General features: G+C 70.2%; 17 protein-coding genes and 1 tRNA gene. 13 read left to right on the forward strand and 5 right to left on the reverse strand.

Features of this window, described 5'->3' with window-relative positions; translation table 11 throughout:
- Window positions 1–56: 56 nt before the first annotated feature.
- From KVT44_RS28645 to KVT44_RS28685, 9 genes are all read left to right on the forward strand, one after another.
- On the forward strand, window positions 57–365 hold the full coding sequence (locus tag KVT44_RS28645) for a hypothetical protein (RefSeq protein WP_217569885.1): 309 nt from the start codon (window positions 57–59) through the stop codon (window positions 363–365).
- Window positions 366–652: 287 nt separating this feature from the next.
- Window positions 653–1,198 carry a hypothetical protein gene (locus KVT44_RS28650; protein ID WP_054235064.1) on the forward strand — a complete coding sequence of 182 codons (546 nt, stop codon included), beginning with the start codon at window positions 653–655 and terminating at the stop codon, window positions 1,196–1,198.
- A 174-nt stretch (window positions 1,199–1,372) separates the two neighbouring features.
- On the forward strand, window positions 1,373–1,804 hold the full coding sequence (tadA, locus tag KVT44_RS28655; RefSeq protein WP_060899669.1) for a tRNA adenosine(34) deaminase TadA: 432 nt from the start codon (window positions 1,373–1,375) through the stop codon (window positions 1,802–1,804).
- Between the two features lie 62 nt (window positions 1,805–1,866).
- Window positions 1,867–1,951 (forward strand) — tRNA-Ser (locus KVT44_RS28660).
- Window positions 1,952–2,104: 153 nt separating this feature from the next.
- On the forward strand, window positions 2,105–2,284 hold the full coding sequence (locus KVT44_RS28665) for a hypothetical protein (RefSeq protein ID WP_067377012.1): 180 nt from the start codon (window positions 2,105–2,107) through the stop codon (window positions 2,282–2,284).
- Window positions 2,285–2,324: 40 nt separating this feature from the next.
- On the forward strand, window positions 2,325–2,618 hold the full coding sequence (locus tag KVT44_RS28670) for a Dabb family protein (RefSeq protein ID WP_060899671.1): 294 nt from the start codon (window positions 2,325–2,327) through the stop codon (window positions 2,616–2,618).
- Between the two features lie 196 nt (window positions 2,619–2,814).
- Window positions 2,815–3,759 (forward strand): RNA polymerase sigma factor SigF, encoded by a 945-nt coding sequence (locus KVT44_RS28675; RefSeq protein ID WP_254650019.1) that lies wholly within the window; start codon window positions 2,815–2,817, stop codon window positions 3,757–3,759.
- A gap of 244 nt (window positions 3,760–4,003) precedes the next feature.
- Complete coding sequence (locus tag KVT44_RS28680; protein ID WP_054235068.1) at window positions 4,004–4,912, forward strand: RNA polymerase sigma factor SigF; 909 nt, start codon at window positions 4,004–4,006, stop codon at window positions 4,910–4,912.
- Window positions 4,913–4,966: 54 nt separating this feature from the next.
- Window positions 4,967–5,698: a hypothetical protein gene (locus KVT44_RS28685; protein WP_217569719.1), complete on the forward strand. Its 732-nt coding sequence runs from the start codon at window positions 4,967–4,969 to the stop codon at window positions 5,696–5,698.
- Window positions 5,699–5,743: 45 nt separating this feature from the next.
- On the opposite strand, the gene KVT44_RS28690 is transcribed toward KVT44_RS28685, so the two are convergent.
- Window positions 5,744–5,941, reverse strand: a complete 198-nt coding sequence (locus tag KVT44_RS28690; protein WP_054235117.1) for a hypothetical protein — start codon at window positions 5,939–5,941, stop codon at window positions 5,744–5,746.
- A gap of 1,251 nt (window positions 5,942–7,192) precedes the next feature.
- Here KVT44_RS28690 and KVT44_RS28695 point away from each other — a divergent pair.
- The 4 genes from KVT44_RS28695 (at window position 7,193) to KVT44_RS28710 (ending at window position 11,776) form a co-directional block, all read left to right on the forward strand.
- Window positions 7,193–7,684 carry a MarR family winged helix-turn-helix transcriptional regulator gene (locus KVT44_RS28695; protein WP_217569720.1) on the forward strand — a complete coding sequence of 164 codons (492 nt, stop codon included), beginning with the start codon at window positions 7,193–7,195 and terminating at the stop codon, window positions 7,682–7,684.
- 18 nt (window positions 7,685–7,702) lie between these two features.
- Entirely contained in the window at window positions 7,703–10,234 is a 2,532-nt protein-coding gene (locus tag KVT44_RS28700; protein WP_217569722.1) for an MFS transporter, read from the forward strand.
- 106 nt (window positions 10,235–10,340) lie between these two features.
- Window positions 10,341–11,162, forward strand: a complete 822-nt coding sequence (locus KVT44_RS28705; protein WP_217569724.1) for a YceI family protein — start codon at window positions 10,341–10,343, stop codon at window positions 11,160–11,162.
- Window positions 11,163–11,305: 143 nt separating this feature from the next.
- Entirely contained in the window at window positions 11,306–11,776 is a 471-nt protein-coding gene (locus KVT44_RS28710) for a PPOX class F420-dependent oxidoreductase (protein ID WP_054235072.1), read from the forward strand.
- Window positions 11,777–11,809: 33 nt separating this feature from the next.
- On the opposite strand, the gene KVT44_RS28715 is transcribed toward KVT44_RS28710, so the two are convergent.
- The 4 genes from KVT44_RS28715 to KVT44_RS28730 form a co-directional block, all read right to left on the reverse strand.
- Window positions 11,810–12,583, reverse strand: a complete 774-nt coding sequence (locus tag KVT44_RS28715; RefSeq protein WP_217569725.1) for a TetR/AcrR family transcriptional regulator — start codon at window positions 12,581–12,583, stop codon at window positions 11,810–11,812.
- 85 nt (window positions 12,584–12,668) lie between these two features.
- Window positions 12,669–14,174: an MFS transporter gene (locus KVT44_RS28720; protein ID WP_099925548.1), complete on the reverse strand. Its 1,506-nt coding sequence runs from the start codon at window positions 14,172–14,174 to the stop codon at window positions 12,669–12,671.
- A gap of 149 nt (window positions 14,175–14,323) precedes the next feature.
- Entirely contained in the window at window positions 14,324–16,594 is a 2,271-nt protein-coding gene (locus KVT44_RS28725) for a glycosyltransferase family 39 protein (RefSeq protein ID WP_217569727.1), read from the reverse strand.
- The gene (locus KVT44_RS28730) at window positions 16,591–18,156 is read right to left on the reverse strand and encodes a bifunctional glycosyltransferase family 2/GtrA family protein (protein ID WP_217569729.1); all 1,566 of its coding nucleotides are present in this window, start codon (window positions 18,154–18,156) and stop codon (window positions 16,591–16,593) included. The genes KVT44_RS28725 and KVT44_RS28730 overlap by 4 nt, the downstream gene beginning before the upstream one ends.
- Window positions 18,157–18,158 lie beyond the last annotated feature (2 nt).

The raw sequence follows: 18,158 nt of genomic DNA on the forward strand, positions 1-18,158 counted from the left end.
CATCAAACCGCCCGTCAGAGGGAAGGCGGTAGGGACGAACCTGGGGTGGTGTGCCTATGCCGGACCGGGAAAAGGAGTCCCCGGAGCAGCTGGACCGACTCGGACGAGCCGAGGGGGCCGAGGGGGCCGAACGGGCCGATGGGGCCGAACGGACGGGACGACTTCGCCGCGTCGAACAATCCGAACGGGCCGAACCGCCCGAACCGATCGGGCAGCCGGAGACGGACGCCGAGCGCCGGCGGCGCCGGGCCCAGTTCCTCCGGGACCTGACCGAGGCGCGTGAGCTGCGCGACCGCGTCCAGCCCCGCCGCGCCAAGGTCGCCCGCCTCCGTCACGCCATGCGCATGCGCACCTTCCGTTGGTAGCTCCGCCGGTGGCTCCGTTGGTAGTCCTTTGGTAGTCCTTCGGTAGCTCCTTGGTGTCCCGCCCACGCCGTGAGGGCGGGGACATGCACACACGACGCCGAGGGCCGCGTACGATCCGCTGTTAGCGATCAAAAGAGGCAGACACAGCAGGCCGAAGACGTCCCCTGAACGCTCTGTTTCTGCCACGATTCCGAGTGGGTGGGGTCTCGGAGCAGCACTCCCCGCCCAATCGACCTCCGCCGGGGGGACCCCCAACCGGCACGCCTATGACCAGTGGGAGAGTCACGGTGTACTTCGCCGCACTGCTCGCGCGCACCGAAGACGGGTGGGAAGCGAGCGACACAGAGCTCGACGATGTGGAGACCCTGTCGGATCTGACCGATCTGGCCCGTGAAGCCTCGGAGGAGGACACGGTGCTCGTACTCATCGAGCAGGAGGACGCGTGGTTCGGCGTCGTCCGCGTGGACGGTGAGGAGGACCCTCGCATCTACGTCTCGGACGCCGCAGCCGCAGCCCGCAGCTCGTACGGCGAGATCCTGCTCACGGACGAACTACTAGGACGGGAGCCCGGCGACGACGACGCCGACCTGGACTCCCTCGACCTGGACGGCACCGAGGACGGTGAACCCGACGACGCAAACGACTCCGAGGACGACGAGGAGGAGGAGAGCGTCTCCGGCGAGATCGTCTCGCACAGCCCCGTCGGGGACCGCGAGATCCTCGCCGACCTCGGTGTGAGCGAGAAGGAACTGCTCGCCCTGGACGAAGGCGACGCGCTCAGCACGATCGCCGAAGCCCTGGGAGCGGCAGAGGTCCTGGAGACCGTCCGCTAGGGCCTGATCCGCCGGACGGGCCCAGGACCCGATCCGGAAGGCAGGGCCCGGCTCCCGCGGTTCCGGGGGAGGCGGTTTCCCTGGCGAGCCCGATAGATTTCCCGGGTGAGCCCGACAAAAGAGACCTTTCCAGCAGATCCGGCAGATCCGGTACGCGACCGCTGGCGGGCCGCGATGCGGCTCGCCCTGGACGAGGCCCACCGGGCCGTCCAGGGCGGGGATGTTCCCGTCGGCGCCGTCGTGCTGTCCACGGACGGTACGACGGTGCTCGCGACCGGACACAACGAACGCGAGGCCACGGGCGATCCGACGGCGCACGCCGAGGTGCTCGCGATCCGCGGGGCCGCCCAGCGGCTCGGCGAGTGGCGGCTGGCCGGCTGCACGCTCGTCGTCACCCTGGAGCCCTGCACGATGTGCGCGGGCGCGCTCGTCCAGTCCCGGGTGGACCGGGTCGTCTACGGCGCCCGCGACGAGAAGGCGGGCGCGGTCGGTTCCGTCTGGGACCTCGTACGCGACCGCCGGCTCAACCACCGCCCCGAGGTGATCGGGGGCGTACTCGAGGACGAGTGCGCGGGTCTGCTCACGCGTTTCTTCCGCGACCGCTGACTCCAGGGGGAGGCGGGAAACGGATTTCAGACCACGGCCCACCTTGGGGTAGGGTCTCCCTCGGTAGCGTGTCCGAGCGGCCGAAGGAGCTCGCCTCGAAAGCGAGTGTGGCGCAAGTCACCGAGGGTTCAAATCCCTCCGCTACCGCTTGAGAAGGGCCTCGTCGCAAGACGGGGCCCTTCGTGCGTACGGCAAAGGACCTAGGCCAGCGGGCCGTTGGTCCAAAAAAGTGGGGTGAAGGTTACACTCGCCGCCGGCACACGGGGCCCAGTGGGCGCAGCAGTCACAGGGGAGGCCGCGATGGCGGTGAATTCGAAGAAGATCGCCGTCTACATACTCGTGGTCTTCGCGCTCTACGTGATCATCACGGATCCGGCGAAGGCGGCCGACTACGTCCAGATAGGGTTCGAGGGCATTTCGACCGCCGCCCGGTCCATCGGCGACTTCATGACGTGGATCGCCGACGGGGCCAAGAACTGATCGGCCGCCCCCGCACGGCCCGTACCACCAGGGAGTACCCGTGATCCGCCATCTGGTCCTCTTCAAGCTCAACGAAGGCGTCGAGCGTGACGACCCCCGCGTCGTCGAGGGCGTGGCCGCCTTCCGTCCGCTCGGCGACCAGATCCCCGAGCTGCGGTTCTGGGAGTGCGGCTGGAACATCACCGACCGGCCCGTCGCGTACGACTTCGCGATCAACTCCGCGGTCGACGACCCCGACGCCCTGAAGCGGTACTTGGAGCATCCCGCGCACCAGGCGGGCGTCGCGCTGTGGCGCGAGTTCGCGACCTGGGTGATCGCCGACTATCCGTTCTGAACCGATCCGGGCCGACACGCTCTGGGCCCCTCGCCGGAAACCGGCGGGGGGCTTTTCCGTTTCGTATGCCCCAACTCTCCCTAAATCCTGTTCAACACGGGGTTATGCGGTGCTTGCACACAGTGCACATGTCTTGTGATGCTATGACCGCTTTTGACGGATGAGTTGATGGATCTGACGGATCAGAGAGGTGGAGTTGACCGTGCCGGCCAGTACTGCGCCTCAAGCACCGCCACAGGAAATCCCCACGGAACACATCAGCACGGAACCCCTCACCCAGGAACGCGTCGCCACGGAGCGCGTCACCACGGAACCCCTCGCCCCGGAGCACATCGCCCACGAACGCGTCACCCCCGAGCAGGTCACCCCTGAGCGACGCCGCGGCGCCGACACCCGGGCCCTCACCCAGCTGCTCTTCGGCCAGCTCAAGACGCTGGAGCCGGGCACCACGGAGCACGACCGCGTACGCGGGGCGCTCATCGAGGCGAACCTGCCGCTCGTGCGGTACGCGGCCGCCCGCTTCCGCTCCCGCAACGAGCCGATGGAGGACGTGGTCCAGGTCGGCACCATCGGCCTGATCAACGCGATCGACCGCTTCGACCCCGACCGGGGCGTGCAGTTCCCGACCTTCGCGATGCCGACCGTCGTCGGCGAGATCAAGCGGTACTTCCGCGACAACGTCCGCACCGTCCACGTACCCCGCCGGCTGCACGAGCTGTGGGTGCAGGTGAACAGCGCGACGGAGGACCTGACGACGGCCTTCGGACGCTCCCCCTCGACCGCCGAGATCGCCGAGCGGCTGCGCATCACCGAGGAGGAGGTGCTGTCCTGCATCGAGGCCGGACGCTCGTACCACGCGACCTCCCTCGAAGCCGCCCAGGAGGGTGACGGGCTGCCCGGACTGCTCGACCGGCTCGGCTACGAGGACCCGGCCCTCGACGGGGTCGAACACCGCGACCTCGTCCGCCATCTCCTCGTACAACTGCCCGAGCGCGAGCAGCGCATCCTTCTCCTGCGCTACTACAGCAATCTGACGCAGTCACAGATCAGCGCGGAACTGGGAGTCTCCCAGATGCATGTGTCAAGGCTGCTCGCCCGGAGCTTCGCACGTCTTCGATCCGCAAACAGGATCGAGGCGTAACCGAAAAGAGCGAATCGCTCAAGGGCTACTTTTCCGACAGTTCAGCGTCGAAAAACCGTCAGACCCCCCTTTTCCAGGGCCGATTCACCCCTTCCATGTCGACATGTCACTACAGCGTGTTGCCGACATGTGACATTCTCCCCGAAGAGCGTTTGCCGCGGCCTCGCCGCCGGTATTCAGGTGGAGGCTGCGTTCCTCCGACGGGAGCGTCCGCCGCGACCGTCCGCGACCCAAAGGGGGTGGCATGTCCGCAGACCAGGGCAGCTCGAAGGTGCTCACGCTCACGAAGAGCGAATCCGCGCCCGACGCGCTTCACGATGTCCCGGCCCTCCCGGCCCCCGATGCCGCTCCGGCCCTCGAAGCCGTCCCGGCGGCCCCCGAGACCTCGGGAGCCATCGACACCCGCACCCTGTCCCGCTCCCTGTTCCTGCGGCTCGCCGCACTCGGCGAGAACAGCCCCGAGCGTGCCTACGTCCGGGACACCCTCATCGAGCTCAACCTCCCGCTCGTTCGGTACGCGGCGGCCCGCTTCCGCTCCCGCAACGAGCCGATGGAGGACATCGTCCAGGTCGGCACCATCGGCCTGATCAAGGCGATCGACCGCTTCGACTGCGAACGCGGAGTGGAGTTCCCGACGTTCGCGATGCCGACGGTCGTGGGCGAGATCAAGCGGTTCTTCCGTGACACCTCGTGGTCCGTCCGCGTCCCGCGGCGCCTCCAGGAGCTGCGTCTGGCCCTCACCAAGGCCAGCGACGAGCTCTCCCAGAAGCTCGACCGGTCGCCGACCGTCGCCGAACTCGCCGCGGTCCTGGGCGTGTCGGAGGAGGACGTCGTCGACGGCCTCGCGGTCGGCAACGCCTACACGGCCTCCTCCCTCGACTCCCCGGCCCCCGAGGACGACGGTGGCGAGGGTTCCCTCGCGGACCGCCTCGGCTACGAGGACACGGCCCTGGAGGGCGTCGAGTACCGCGAGTCGCTGAAGCCGCTGCTCGCCAAACTCCCGCCCCGCGAGCGCCGGATCATCATGCTGCGGTTCTTCGCCAACATGACCCAGTCGCAGATCGGCGAGGAGGTCGGCATCTCACAGATGCACGTCTCCCGCCTTCTCACCCGCACCCTGGCCCAGCTCCGCGAGGGCCTGATCTCCGACTGAGACCTCCCGCGCTCAACCCTTCATAATTGACGGATCGTCAGCCACACTGGCGCGATGCGTCGAGCGACTTGGCTCCATGGCCGTCGAGGCGCCCTGGTGGGCGCCTCGACGGCTGTTGTCTGTCTGGGTGCCGTACTGGCCGCGTGCGGGGACGGTGGGAGCGGCGGCGGATACGTGGCGGTGGGGGCGCCGGCCGATTCGGGACCCGTGGTGGCCCCGACCGGGAGCGTCTCACTGACCCCACTGCCCGAGTCCACGCCACTCGCGGAAGCCGCCAAGGGAGCCCCCCAGCAGGGCAGTTCACCCCCGCAGCCCCCGCTTTCCGCTTCGCCCGGCACGGCGACGGATCCCGGTGACGACAACTCACCCCGTACGGGCGCCGGTTCGGGCGCGACGTCGGCGCCCTCCGCTCGGCCGACCCCGGGTTCCACGGCAGGTACCAGTCCCTCGGGTCTCCCCAGTACCCCCAGCCCTCCCGGTCCCGCCGTTCTCGACGTGAGCGAGCCCGCGCGGGAGGCCACCGACAAGCGCTGGTGCGAGAAGGTGACGGTCTCCTTCCGCAACACCGGTGGCAGTGCCGTGCGTTCGGGCACGGTGACCCTCGGGACGCACATCATCGGGGCGCTCGGCATCGACTGGGCGACGATCGACTCGACGCGGGATCTGCCCGTGCCGATCGCGGCCGGAGCGGGCAGCACAAAGACCTGGACGGTGTGCGTCGACGACTGGCGCGTGCCGCTCGGCATGCACATCGAGACGCGGGACGTGTCCGTCCAGTGGAAGTGACCCGCCTCCACCGGTCCTACCGGCGGGGCGGGCGGGGTGTTGCCCTTACGCCAGCGCGAGCCACGCCACGGCGGCGACGACCGCCACGGCGACGACGATGCCGATGATCAGGCCGATGCGGGGGCCCGCCGGGGCGGCCGCCTGCTGCTGCCGGGCCTGGGGGCCCTCGTCGACGAAAGCGCGGAACATCTGGGTGCTACCCGCGGGGTCGTAGTTGCCCTCGGGGCCCTGGGTGTTTGCCATGGCCCAGGACCCTAGCGAATACATGCCCCCTACCCAAGCGCCGGGTTCCCCTCGCCCTCCCGTTCCCCGGTTCTGGATGGCCTGGGCGACGAGCCGGATGACGCACGCCCCGCCGGCAGCGCCCCGCCAGGAACGCCAGGAACCGCGCGCCCAGCCCCCACCGCCCGACAGCCGGAGACCTCCGGATGAACGGCTCGCCCGCCCAGCGGCCCGGGACCCCCGCCCAATTCGCGCGAAGCGCCCCCTACTCGACAAGACCGCACAGCCCACCAGGACGGCGGCCCCCACGAGCGCGAAGGCGCGGCCCCAGACGGAGCCGGCCCCCGGCCCCGCCCGGGTGGAACGGAACCCAGCGGGCCCCCGAGGCGACCCCCCGCAGGAGCAACGGGGACCCAGCCACCTGCGAGCACGCCGAGCGCGGGACCCGCAGATGGCAGAAGCGAGGGCGCAAAAGAACAGTCCCGACCACGAGCCCGACGCACAGCCCCCGCCCGATGAGGGCGGCAGCCCCAGCGGGGGTCCCGCCCGGTTAGGGCGGCAGCCCCGCGGGGGCCGGGCGCGCAAGCCCCGCAGGTGACCGGAGCTCAGCCCCGCCGGGGCCAGACGCGCAACCCTGCAGGGGCCAGACGCTCGACCCAGCAGGGGTCAGACGCGCAACCCCGCAGAGGTCAGACGCACAGCCCCCAGATGACCGGAGCCCGCCCCCGCAGGAGCCAGACGCCCCGCCCCGCAGTGACGGGAGCTCGGCCCCTAACAAGATGCAGCGGCACAACCCCGGCCATCGTCCCCGCAGGGGGCGAAGCGCAGCGCCCGGCCAGGGAATCCCTCCCCGGGCGGGGGCGGGCGGGGCGCAGCCCCAGGTGAGGCCAGACACCCACCCCCATCCAGGCAGCACGAAGCCACCCGAGCGGCACAAAGCCCAACCGGCGGCCGGAGCGCAGCGCCGGCCAAGGACCGGACGACAAGGTGCGGGCTGCAGGGTGCAAGCCGCACAGTCCGGCCACCACCCCGTCCCACCACGTCCCGCCCCGCCCCACAGCGGCCGGCGCGCATGCGCCCGGACCCCGCCCCGCGAAGGTCACGCTCCGTCGATCCACAGCGGCTTCAAAGCCACGCACGCCGCCCACCAGCAGGTTTACATTCGCCAATACTTGCCTTTGCCATCTTTTTAGCCCAGCGGCAGCGATATCGTTTGCCTGCAGCAACCAACTGGATTTATGGTTGCCCCAAGCAACGAATACAGGAGGTGTGATGGCCGAGCAGGCGCAGTACGAGGAATTGGCTCGTCAGCTCAGTGCCATCGGTGCCGTGAAGCGGGAGCTCGGGCGGATCCTGCCGCACGACTGCCCCGCGGGCTCCGCCGCCGTACTGACCCTCCTCGGCCGGCACGGCGACATGCGGATGAGCAAGCTCGCCGAGCTGCTCGCCGTGGACATGTCGGTGACCAGCCGCCACGTCGCCCACGTCGCCGACCGGGGCTGGATCGAACGCCTCCCCGACCCCGCCGACAAACGCTCCCGCATCCTGCGCCTCACCGACGCGGGACGCGAGCAGCTCACCGAACTCTCCCGCCGCTCCTCACGGCTGTTCGCCGACCGGCTGAGCGACTGGTCCGACCACGAGGTCGGCCTGCTCATCCACCTGATGGGCCGGCTGCGCGAGAGCTTCGGCGACTGCCGTGCCGTACCCCGGCCGCCCTACGCGCCGGAAGCAACCGAACTGACCACCCGTACACCCGCGTAAGACAAGAAAAGGAAGCCCATGGCAACGACCACACCAGCCGGTGTGCGGGCTCACGCCAAGCACGGAGGTGCGCCCTCCGACGGCGCTCCGATGACGCACCGGCAGATCATGGAGGCCCTCTCCGGGCTGCTGCTCGGTATGTTCGTCGCGATCCTGTCGTCGACGATCGTCACCAACGCACTCCCCGAGATCATCGGCGACCTGGGCGGCGGCCAGTCCGCCTACACCTGGGTCGTCACGGCCTCGCTGCTGGCCATGACCGCGACCACGCCTCTGTGGGGCAAGCTCTCCGACCTGTACAGCAAGAAGGCGCTCGTACAGATAGCCCTCGTCATATACGTGCTGGGATCGGCCGCCGCCGGTCTGTCCCAGAACCCCGGCATGCTCATCGCATGCCGCGTGGTCCAGGGCGTCGGCGTCGGCGGTCTGTCCGCCCTCGCCCAGATCGTCATGGCGGCGATGATCTCCCCGCGTGAGCGCGGGCGTTACTCCGGCTACCTCGGCGCGACCTTCGCTGTCGCAACCGTCGGCGGCCCGCTGCTCGGCGGTGTCATCACCGACACCTCGTGGCTCGGCTGGCGCTGGTGCTTCTACGTCGGCGTGCCGTTCGCGATCATCGCGCTGATCGTGCTGCAGAAGACCCTGCACCTGCCCACCGTGAAGCGGGACGTGAAGGTCGACTGGGGCGGCGCGTTCTTCATCTCCGCCGCGGTCTCGCTGCTGCTGGTCTGGGTCACCTTCGCCGGTGACAAGTACGACTGGGTGTCGGGGCAGACGTACGCGATGGTCGGAGGCGCGATCGTCCTCGGCCTGCTGTTCGTGCTCGTCGAGTCCAAGGCGAGCGAGCCGATCATCCCGCTGCGGCTGTTCCGCAACCGCACCATCACCCTTTCCTCCCTCGCCTCGCTCTTCGTGGGCGTCGCGATGTTCACCGGCACCGTCTTCTTCAGCCAGTACTTCCAGCTGGCCCGGGACAAGTCCCCGACGATGTCGGGCGTCATGACCATCCCGATGATCGGCGGCCTGTTCATCGCCTCCACGGTCTCCGGCCAGGTCATCACCAAGACCGGCCGGTGGAAGTACTGGCTGGTCAGCGGCACCGTCCTGATCACCGCGGGCCTGGGCCTGCTGGGCACCATCCGCTACGACACGACCTACTGGCACGTCGCGATCTTCATGGCGCTGCTCGGTCTCGGCGTCGGCATGACGATGCAGAACCTGGTGCTGTCCACGCAGAACCAGGTGGCCCCGTCCGACCTCGGCTCGGCCAGCTCCACGGTGACGTTCTTCCGCTCCCTCGGCGGTGCGATCGGCGTCTCCGCGCTCGGCGCGATCATGTCCACCCGGATCACCGACTACGTCAAGGACGGCCTGGCCGGCATCGACCCCAAGTACGCGGCCGCCGCGTCCGGCTCCGGCTCCGGCACCATCCCGAACATGGACGCACTGCCCGCCCCGCTGCGCACCGTCCTGGAGAGCGCCTACGGTCACGGCATCGCGGACGTCTTCATGATCGGCTCCGCCCTGGCGCTGCTCGCCTTCTTCATCGTCCTGTTCATCAAGGAGGTCCCGCTGCGGACCTCGGGCGCACTCGCCCAGGCCGCGGAGGCGAAGGCGGAGGCCACCGCGCCGACGGCTTCGGCCACCGCCGAGGCACCCGCCGCCGACGAGAGGATCCCGAGCTGGGCGGCCGTCGCCGAGACGAGCCTCGCGGCCGGACCCGAGGGCACGCAGCGGCTCGCCGCTGTCGCCACCGCGACACGGGAGAGCGCCCCGCTGCCCGCCTCCGGCGGCATACCGGTCCGCGGTCACGTCCGCGGCGCCGAGAGCGCCCCCGTCCCGCAGGCCGCGGTCACGCTGATCTCGCTCGCGGGACGGCAGCTGGGCCGGTCGGTCGCGCAGGCCGACGGCTTCTACACGGTGGACGCGCCCGGCACGGGCTCGTACGTCCTGATCGCCTCCGCCGACGGCTTCCAGCCGCAGGCCTCGACGATCATCGTGAACGACGAGCCGGTGGCGTACGACATCCTGCTGAGCGGCACGAGCGGGCTGAGCGGATTCGTCCGGGCCGCCGGGACCGGCACCCCGGTCAAGGACGCCATGGTCATCGTGACCGACGTCCGCGGTGACGTGCTGGCCACCGGGACCACCGGTGAGCAGGGCCAGTTCACCTTCGCCGAACTGGTTCCGGGTCCGGTGACCATCGCGGTGAACGCGGCCGGCCACCGCCCGCAGGCCCTCACCGTCGAGGTCGGCGGCGCCGGGGTCACCCGGGTCGAGGTCGAGCTCAGCGCGGGCGCCCAGCTCCAGGGCGTCGTACGGGCCCCCGGCGGCCCCCTGGGCGACGCCCGGGTCACGCTGGTCGACGCGGCCGGCAACGTGATCGGCACCGCCAGGACCGGCACGGACGGCGCGTACGCCTTCACCGACCTGGACGGTGGCGAGTACACCGTCATCGCGACGGGTTACCCCCCGGTGGCGACGGCTCTCACGGTCACCGGCCGTGGCGTCGACGACCACGACATCACCCTCGCCCACCCCGGCGAGTAGTTGATACCCCGGCCCGTGGGGACGCGCGCACTCTGAGCGGAGGTGCGCCCCCCACGGGCCGGTTTCATTGCGACCGATTTTTAGTGCTTTGCAGGGAGAAAACGGGATGGGACTGACCGCACGGATTCGCACGCGGGACGGATGGGCCGTGTCGCACGCCGTCGTCACGGTGACCGACATGACCGGGACGCAGGTGCTGCGCGCCGAGGCGGACACCGAAGGCACCGTGCACGACCCGACCCCCCTCACGCCCGGCGCGTACACCGTGATCGTGACCGCGGTCGGGTACGCGCCCGCCGCCTCCAGCGCGATCGTCACGGCGAGCGGCCGGGCCGAGATCGGCAACGTGACCCTCGCCCGCCAGGGCGGCAACGAACTGCCGCCGCCCGGACCCTGGACCGTCGACCCGGCGCACTCCTCCGTCGGCGCCGTCGCGCAGCACCTGGGCATCTCCAGCGTGCACGGCCGTTTCACGGACTTCTCCGCGACGATCGAGATCGCCCCGGACGACGTGTCCAAGTCCCGCGTCGAGGCCGTGATCACCGCGGCCTCGATCGACACCGGCAACGGCATGCGCGACGGCCACCTGAAGTCCCCCGACTTCCTCGACGTCGAGACGTACCCGCAGATCACCTACCGCTCGACCGGCCTGACCCCGGCCGGCTCCGACCGCTGGACCGTCCACGGCGAACTCACCATGCGCGGCATCGCCCGCCCGGTCGACCTGGACCTCGCCTACCTGGGCACGGGCGGGGACCCCTGGGGCGGCACGCGGGCCGCCTTCCGGGCGACGACCGAACTCCACCGCGAGGACTTCGCCATGAACTACAACCAGGTCATCCAGGCAGGCATCTCGGCGATCGGCACCACGCTGAAGGTGGAGTTGGACGTCCAGGCGGTGCAAGGGGTGCCACTCCCCCAGGCGTGAGGTGAGCGCCCCTTGAGGGGCGCGGGGCCCTGACATTGTGCGGCTCCGCCGCGTGGGCGCGACCAGCCACGAACAACCCGCACCCGAAAGACCGCGCCTTCAAAAGACCGCACCTTCAAAGCGGGCAGCCTAGGCTGACTCACATGGCACCGAACATCGCTACGAACACCGCCGTGTCCCTGGACGAACTGCTCGACTTCGTACGCCCCCGCCACCGCGCCATCCTGCTGACCCGGAGGGCGGACGGCAGCCCCCAGGGCTCCCCCCTGACCTGCGGGGTCGACGACGCCGGGCGGATCGTCGTCTCGACCTACCCCGAACGCGCGAAGACCCGTAACGCCAAGCGGGACGAGCGGGTCAGCCTGATCGTGCTGAGCGACGAGTGGAACGGACCCTGGGTCCAGATCGACGGCACGGCCGAGGTCGTCGACTCCCCCGAATCCGTCGAGCCGCTCGTCGAGTACTACCGCAACATCGCGGGCGAACACCCGGACTGGGACGAGTACCGGGAGGCCATGCTCAAGCAGGGCAAGTCGATCATCCGGGTCACGCCGGTGAAGTGGGGCCCGGTCGCGACGGGCGGCTTCCCGGCCCGGCTGTCACCCCAGGAGTAACCCGGGAACGGCCGAGGAGGAACGGGACAGGCCCTAACCCCGGGCGACCATCGTCTCGATCCCCGCGATCAGCGTTTCCAGCGCGAACGTGAAGTCCCGCTCCCGCATCTCCTCGACCGTGTCACCGCCGCGGGCCTCCATGAGGTCCGCGGCGTTCTCGAAGTTGGCGGAGAACTGCGGCTGTTCGCCGATCGTGCTCATGGCCTGACGGAAGTACTCGTCCTGGGTCATCCCCGCCGAGGCGCAGCGCTGCACGAAGTGACCCTCGATGGTGCCGAACCCGTACACGAACTGGAAGACCGCCGAGAGCGCGCCCATCTGGCCGTGCCGGGGCAGGCCGGTGTTGCGGATCACCTGCTGGACGCAGAGCGAGAAGGCCATGGAGTGCGGGCCGATGTTCAGGAAGGTCCCGATCAGCGGGGACACCCAGGGGTGGCGGACCAGCAGCGCGCGGTAGCCGGTGGCGAGGGAGCGGAGCTGGTCGCGCCAGTCCTCGCCCGACTCCGCGTCGGGCAGCTCCAGTTCGCCGAAGACCGCGTCGAGGGCGAGCTCGAGCAGGTCGTCCTTGGTGTCGACGTACCAGTACACGGACATCGCGGTGACGTTCAGCTCGGCGGCCAGTCGGCGCATGGAGAACTTCGCCATGCCCTCGGCATCCAGCAGCCGTACGGTGACCTCGGTGATCCGGTCCCGGTCGAGCCCCGACGGCTGCCCGCCCCCGCGCGCCGCAGCGCCCCGGGGAGCCTTGCCCTCCAGCCAGACACTGGTCCGCGCCGGACGCTCGGCACGGTCGGCTGCCCTCACCATGGCGCACCTTCCTCGGAACTCGAAACTCGAGACTCGAAACTCATGACTGATGATCGGAACTCGGAACCCTGATGCTAAGCGGGCGCTACGCCGACACCGCCACCGCGGAGTCTGCCCTCTCCGCACGCCCTAGCAACGCCGCGGCCAGCAGTCCACCGAGAAGGACGGCCACCGCGCCCACCAGTTGGCTGGTCTCCAGCCCCGACGAGAACGCGTCCGTGATCCGCCCGCGCTCCTCCTCCGAACCCGCCGAGGCCAGCGCCGCCGGGAGCGAGGCCGCCGCCACCGGAATCAGCGCCGCGAACCGGGAGTTGAGGATCGCCCCGAGCACCGCCACGCCGAGGCCGTTGCCGAACTCGGCGAGCGTGCCGTTGATGCCCGCGCCCACGCCCGCCTTCTCCGGCGGAATCGCGCTCATGATGGCGTGTGCCATGGCCGGGTTGGCCACGGCGGCGCCCGCGCCGATCAGCAACAGCCCGAGCAGTGTGCCGCCGTACCCGTGCGCGGCGAGCGTGGCGATCGACACCAGCCCGGCCGACATCAGCGTCATGCCGAGCGCGATCGACACCGGTGTGCCGAGTCTCGCCGTCCACTTCGCCGAGAGGCCTGAGAAGTTCAGCGCCACGACCGCGAGCGCGAGCGGCGCCGTACGCAGTCCGGCTTCCAGCGGGCCGTATCCCAGGACGAATTGCAGGTGCTGGGTGAGGAGGAAGAGGGCACCGCCCATGCCGAAGGTGATGAGGACGGCTCCCGCGACGGCTCCGGTGAAGCGCCGGTCGCGGAAGAAGTGCAGGTCGAGCATGGGGTACGGGATCCGGCTCTCCCAGTACGCGAAGGCGGCCAGCACCAGCACGGCGACCGCGTCCGTGGCCAGGACCCGGCCCGACGTCCAGCCGTGTTCGGGTCCGGAGATGATCGCGTACACGAGTGCGGTCATGCCGATCGTGGAAAGCAGCGCTCCCAGGAGGTCGGGGCGGTCCCCGCGCGGACTCTTCGACTCCGGTACGAGGGCCACCACCGCGGCGAGGCCCAGGGCCACCACCGGCAGGTTGACCAGGAAGATCGCACCCCACCAGAAGTGGTTCAGTATGAAGCCGCCGAGGAGCGGTCCGGCCGCGAAGCCGAGGGCGTTGACGGCGCTCCAGATGCCGATGGCCTTCGGGTGCTCCGCGGGGGTGAAGACCTGCATGGCGACGGCGAGCGTGGTGGTCAGCAGGAGCGCGCCGCCGACACCCATACCGGCCCGTGCGGCGATCAACTGGCCCGTGGAGTCGGCGAGTCCGGCCACCACCGAGCCGATCCCGAAGAGGACGAGACCCGCGATCAGCATCTTCTTGCGGCCGTAGCGGTCGGCCGCGCTGCCCGCCGTGAGCAGCAGCCCGGACTGCACCAGCGAGTAGGCGTTGATCATCCACTGGATGTCGGAGGTGGCCGCGCCCAGCTCCCGGGTGAGGGAGGGGATCGCGACGTTCAGGACGGTGTTGTCGAGCAGCACGGTCAGTTGGGCGAGGCAGATGACGCCGAGGATCAGCCAGCGTTGGGGGTGGCCTTGCGGCTGGTCCTCGGGGTGCCCTGGGGGAGTCGTCGACATGCTGTACACCGTAGAGCAGTTCCCATACAGCGTACAACGCGGTTCTCCGGGCGTACGAAAAGGGCGCACGAGAGGGGCGTACGAAAAGGGCGGTGGCCCGGAGCTGGATCGCTCCGGGCCACCGCCCTGCGTACAGGACCTGCCGTCAGCTACTTGGTCGGCTGCGTCAGGTCGTAGAAGGTGGCCGAACCGACCGTCACCTTCTTGAAGTTGGCCGTGACCCACGAGCTGATCTGGGAGGAGGTGGAGGTGGTGGAGGAGGAGTTGCCGCCGCCCATGCCACCGCCCATGCCGCCGCCCGAGATGAAGTAGTGGATCTTGCCGTCCGTCACGTACTTCTTGAACTGGGCCAGCGTCGGGGACGGGTCGGTGCCGTTGAAGCCGCCGATCGCCATCACCGGCTTGCCGGTGGCAAGCTGGTAGCTCGCGGAGTTCTGGGAACCGATGGCCGCGGCCGCCCAGGTGTAGTCGTCCGCGTTCGTCTCCAGCAGCTTCTTGGCCGCGGAGCCGACGGTCGCGCCGTTGAGCAGACCGCCCACGCCGCCACCGCCCATGCCGCCCTCGCCCATCGCGCCACCGCCGGGCATGCCGCCCTGCTGGTTCTGGCCCTGGGTGTTGCCGTTGCCCTGCTGGTTCTGACCGGGGAAGCCGCCGGTTCCACCGGTGCCGCCCGTGCCGCCCGTCGGGGGCTGGCCCATGCCGCCGCCCTGCTGGGTGGTGCCGTTGCCGCCCTGCTGGTTCTGGCCCTGGGTGTTGCCGCCACCGGGGAAGCCGCCCCGCGTGCCACCGCCGCCACCGGGACCACCCCGGCCGCCCATCATGCTGGCGCCCGCGGGACCGGCCGTGACGATCGAACCGGTGTGCCCGGTGTTCACCGTGGACAGCGTGTACGCCGTCGGGCCCGCGACTGAGGCCACGAAGCTCAGTCCGACCGCCGCGAGGGCCAGTTGACGGCCCAGCCTGGCCGCGAAGATCAGGCCGAGCGCGCCGACCAGACCGCCGATGAGGACCAGCCACTTCAGCCACGGGAGGTAGGTGGGGGTGCGGTTGAGGAGAACGTATCCCCAGGCGGCGGTCGCGGTGACCGCGCCGGCGAGGGTGAGCGAGGCCCAGACCTTGCTCCGCTCCTCCCACAGCACCGTCGCGCCCATGCCGACGACGGCCGCGATGTAGGGGGCCAGGGCCACCGTGTAGTACTGGTGGAAGATGCCGGCCATGTAGCTGAAGATGATCGTCGTCATCAGCAGCGCGCCGCCCCAGGCGAGGAACGAGCTGCGCGTCAGGTCGGTCCGCCTGGCCTTGCGCGTGAGCACGATCCCCGCGACGAACAGGATCAGCGCGGCGGGCAGCAGCCATGCGATCTGGCTGCCGATCTCCGAGTTGAACATCCGGTTCCAGCCGGTCTCGCCCCACTGGCCGGTGCCACCGCCACCGCCGCCACCACCGACGCTGCCGGTCTCGTCGCCGTTGATACGGCCGAGGCCGTTGTAGCCGAAGGTCAGCTCGAGGAAGGAGTTGTTCTGCGAGCCGCCGATGTACGGGCGGGAGGACGCGGGCCACAGCTCCACGATCGCCACCCACCAGCCGCCGGCGACGACCATCGCCACCGCCGAAAGACCCAGCTGGGCGAACCGCTTCCTGAGCTGCACCGGCGCGCAGACCGCGTACACGACCGCGAGCGGCGGCAGGATCAGGAAGGCCTGCAGGGTCTTCGCGAGGAACGCGAAGCCGACCGCGACACCCGCCCAGACCAGCCACTTCGTCCGGCCGTCCTCCAGAGCGCGGACCACGCAGTAGATCGTGACGGTCATCAGCAGCGCGAGCATCGCGTCCGGGTTGTTGAACCGGAACATCAGCGCGGCGACGGGAGTGAGCGCGAGCACCGCACCCGCGATCAGACCGGCCGCTGGGCTGAAGCGACGGCGCAGTGCCCCGTACAGGACGCCGACCGTGGCGACGCCCATCAGCACCTCGGGGACGAGGATCGCCCACGAGTTGAGACCGAAGATCCGTACCGACAGGGCCATCGGCCACAGTGAGGCCGGGGGCTTGTCGACGGTGATGGCGTTGGCCGAGTCGAGCGAGCCGAAGAAGAGGGCCTTCCAGCTCTGGCTGCCGGCCTGGACTGCCGCGGAGTAGAAGGAGTTGGCGTACCCGGAGGCGCTCAGGTTGTAGAGGTAGAGCAGGCCGGTGGCGACGAGCAGGGCGAGGAAGGCGGGGCGCGCCCAGCGCGGGTCCTCGGGCCGGCCGCGCCAGACGCGGTGGAAGAACGGCTGCTTGGGCTCACCGGACCGGGGGGCCGCGGTGGGCGGCGCCACGGGCTCCTGCAGAGCCGTCGAGCTCGGCGGTCCCCAGGAGAGCTCGGCGCCCCCGGAGGGGCTCGCGCCCCCCTGATGGCTCGTGTCGGACTGAGTCGTCATCGTGCGTCCCTCGTGTCCCTCGGGTCGTGATCGTGCGGGCGCACCGCTTGCAGCTGCATGGTTGCGTCCCCCCAGGTGCGGTCCGCGGCTTCACCGGCGCGGAACTCGTTGGTCTGGTTGTGGTCGTAGTTGATGTACGGAGCTTGGGGCGCCGTCGCGTTCGGGCGCTGGGGCAGCGGCGTGTGCGGGTGATGCTGGTGCGGGAGCTGCTGCGGGTGCTGGTGCTGCTGGTGCGCCGCCGTCGTCGTGCCGTAGGTGGGCGAGGCCGGGTTGTGCGCGGCCGGGTTGTGCGAGGCGACGACGGTCGAGGCCCCCGTCTCGTCACGTCGGTCCGGGAAGACCCAGGCGCGGAAGAGCAGGAACCGCAGCACGGTCGCCGCGAGGTTGGCGGCGATGAGCACCGCGAGTTCGGTGGAGTGCGCCGGGCTGCTCGTCGCCGCGTTCAGGGCGGCGAGCGAGCCGCTGGTGAGGGCGAGGCCGATACCGAAGACGACCAGGCCCTGTGCCTGGTGCCGGACCGCGCTGCCGCGACCGCGGACGCCGAAGGTCAGGCGGCGGTTGGCCGCGGTGTTGGCGACGGCCGACACGAGCAGGGCGAGCGCGTTGGCGATCTGCGAGCCCGAGAACGAGCGGAAGCCGCTGTACAGAAGCAGGTAGAAGAGGGTGGACAGGGCGCCCACCACACAGAAGCCGACGAGCTGGCGGGCCAGGCCCTTGGGTACGTCGGTCAGGTCGCGGTCGCGCGGATCGTCCCCGAAGGGGCGCGCGAGCCGGTCGAGCGGGAGCGAACCGGTGGCGAGGGCGCGCCCCACGCGCCACACGCCCTTCAGGTCGTCGGTCGCGGTCTTCACGATGTGCACGGTCGAGTTCGGGTCGTCGACCCAGTCGACCGGCACCTCGTGGATGCGCAGTCCGGCGCGCTCGGCGAGCACCAGCATCTCGGTGTCGAAGAACCAGCCGGTGTCCTCGATCAGCGGCAGCAGTACCTGGGCGACATCGCGGCGGATCGCCTTGAAGCCGCACTGCGCGTCCGAGAAGCGGGCCTGCAGCGAGCCGCGCAGGATCAGGTTGTAGGTGCGGCTGATGAACTCCCGCTTGGCCCCGCGCACCACGCGCGAGCTGCGGGCGAGCCGGGAGCCGATCGCGAGGTCCGAGTGGCCCGAGATCAGCGGGGCCACCAGCGGGAGGAGGGCGTTGAGGTCGGTGGACAGGTCCACGTCCATGTAGGCGAGGATCGGAGCGTCCGAGGCCGACCACACGGTGCGCAGCGCGCGCCCGCGGCCCTTCTGCTCAAGCCGGAAGGACCTGACTTCCGGTAGCTCCGACTCCAGCCGTGCGGCCACCTGAGGGGTGGTGTCCGTCGAGGCGTTGTCCGCGACCGTGATGCGGAACGCGTACGGGAAGGTGCGCTTGAGATGCTCGTGCAGTCTCACCACACACGGCTGGAGATCCTTCTCCTCGTTGTAAACGGGGATCACTACGTCCAGGACAGGCGTACCGGCGGACCCGGCCGGGAGGTGCTCCCGCGCCGGCAGGTTGCCGGGAGAAGAGTCGGTTCGCATGC

This window comes from Streptomyces sp. GbtcB7 (genome assembly GCF_019091445.1).
Classification (GTDB): domain Bacteria; phylum Actinomycetota; class Actinomycetes; order Streptomycetales; family Streptomycetaceae; genus Streptomyces; species Streptomyces mirabilis.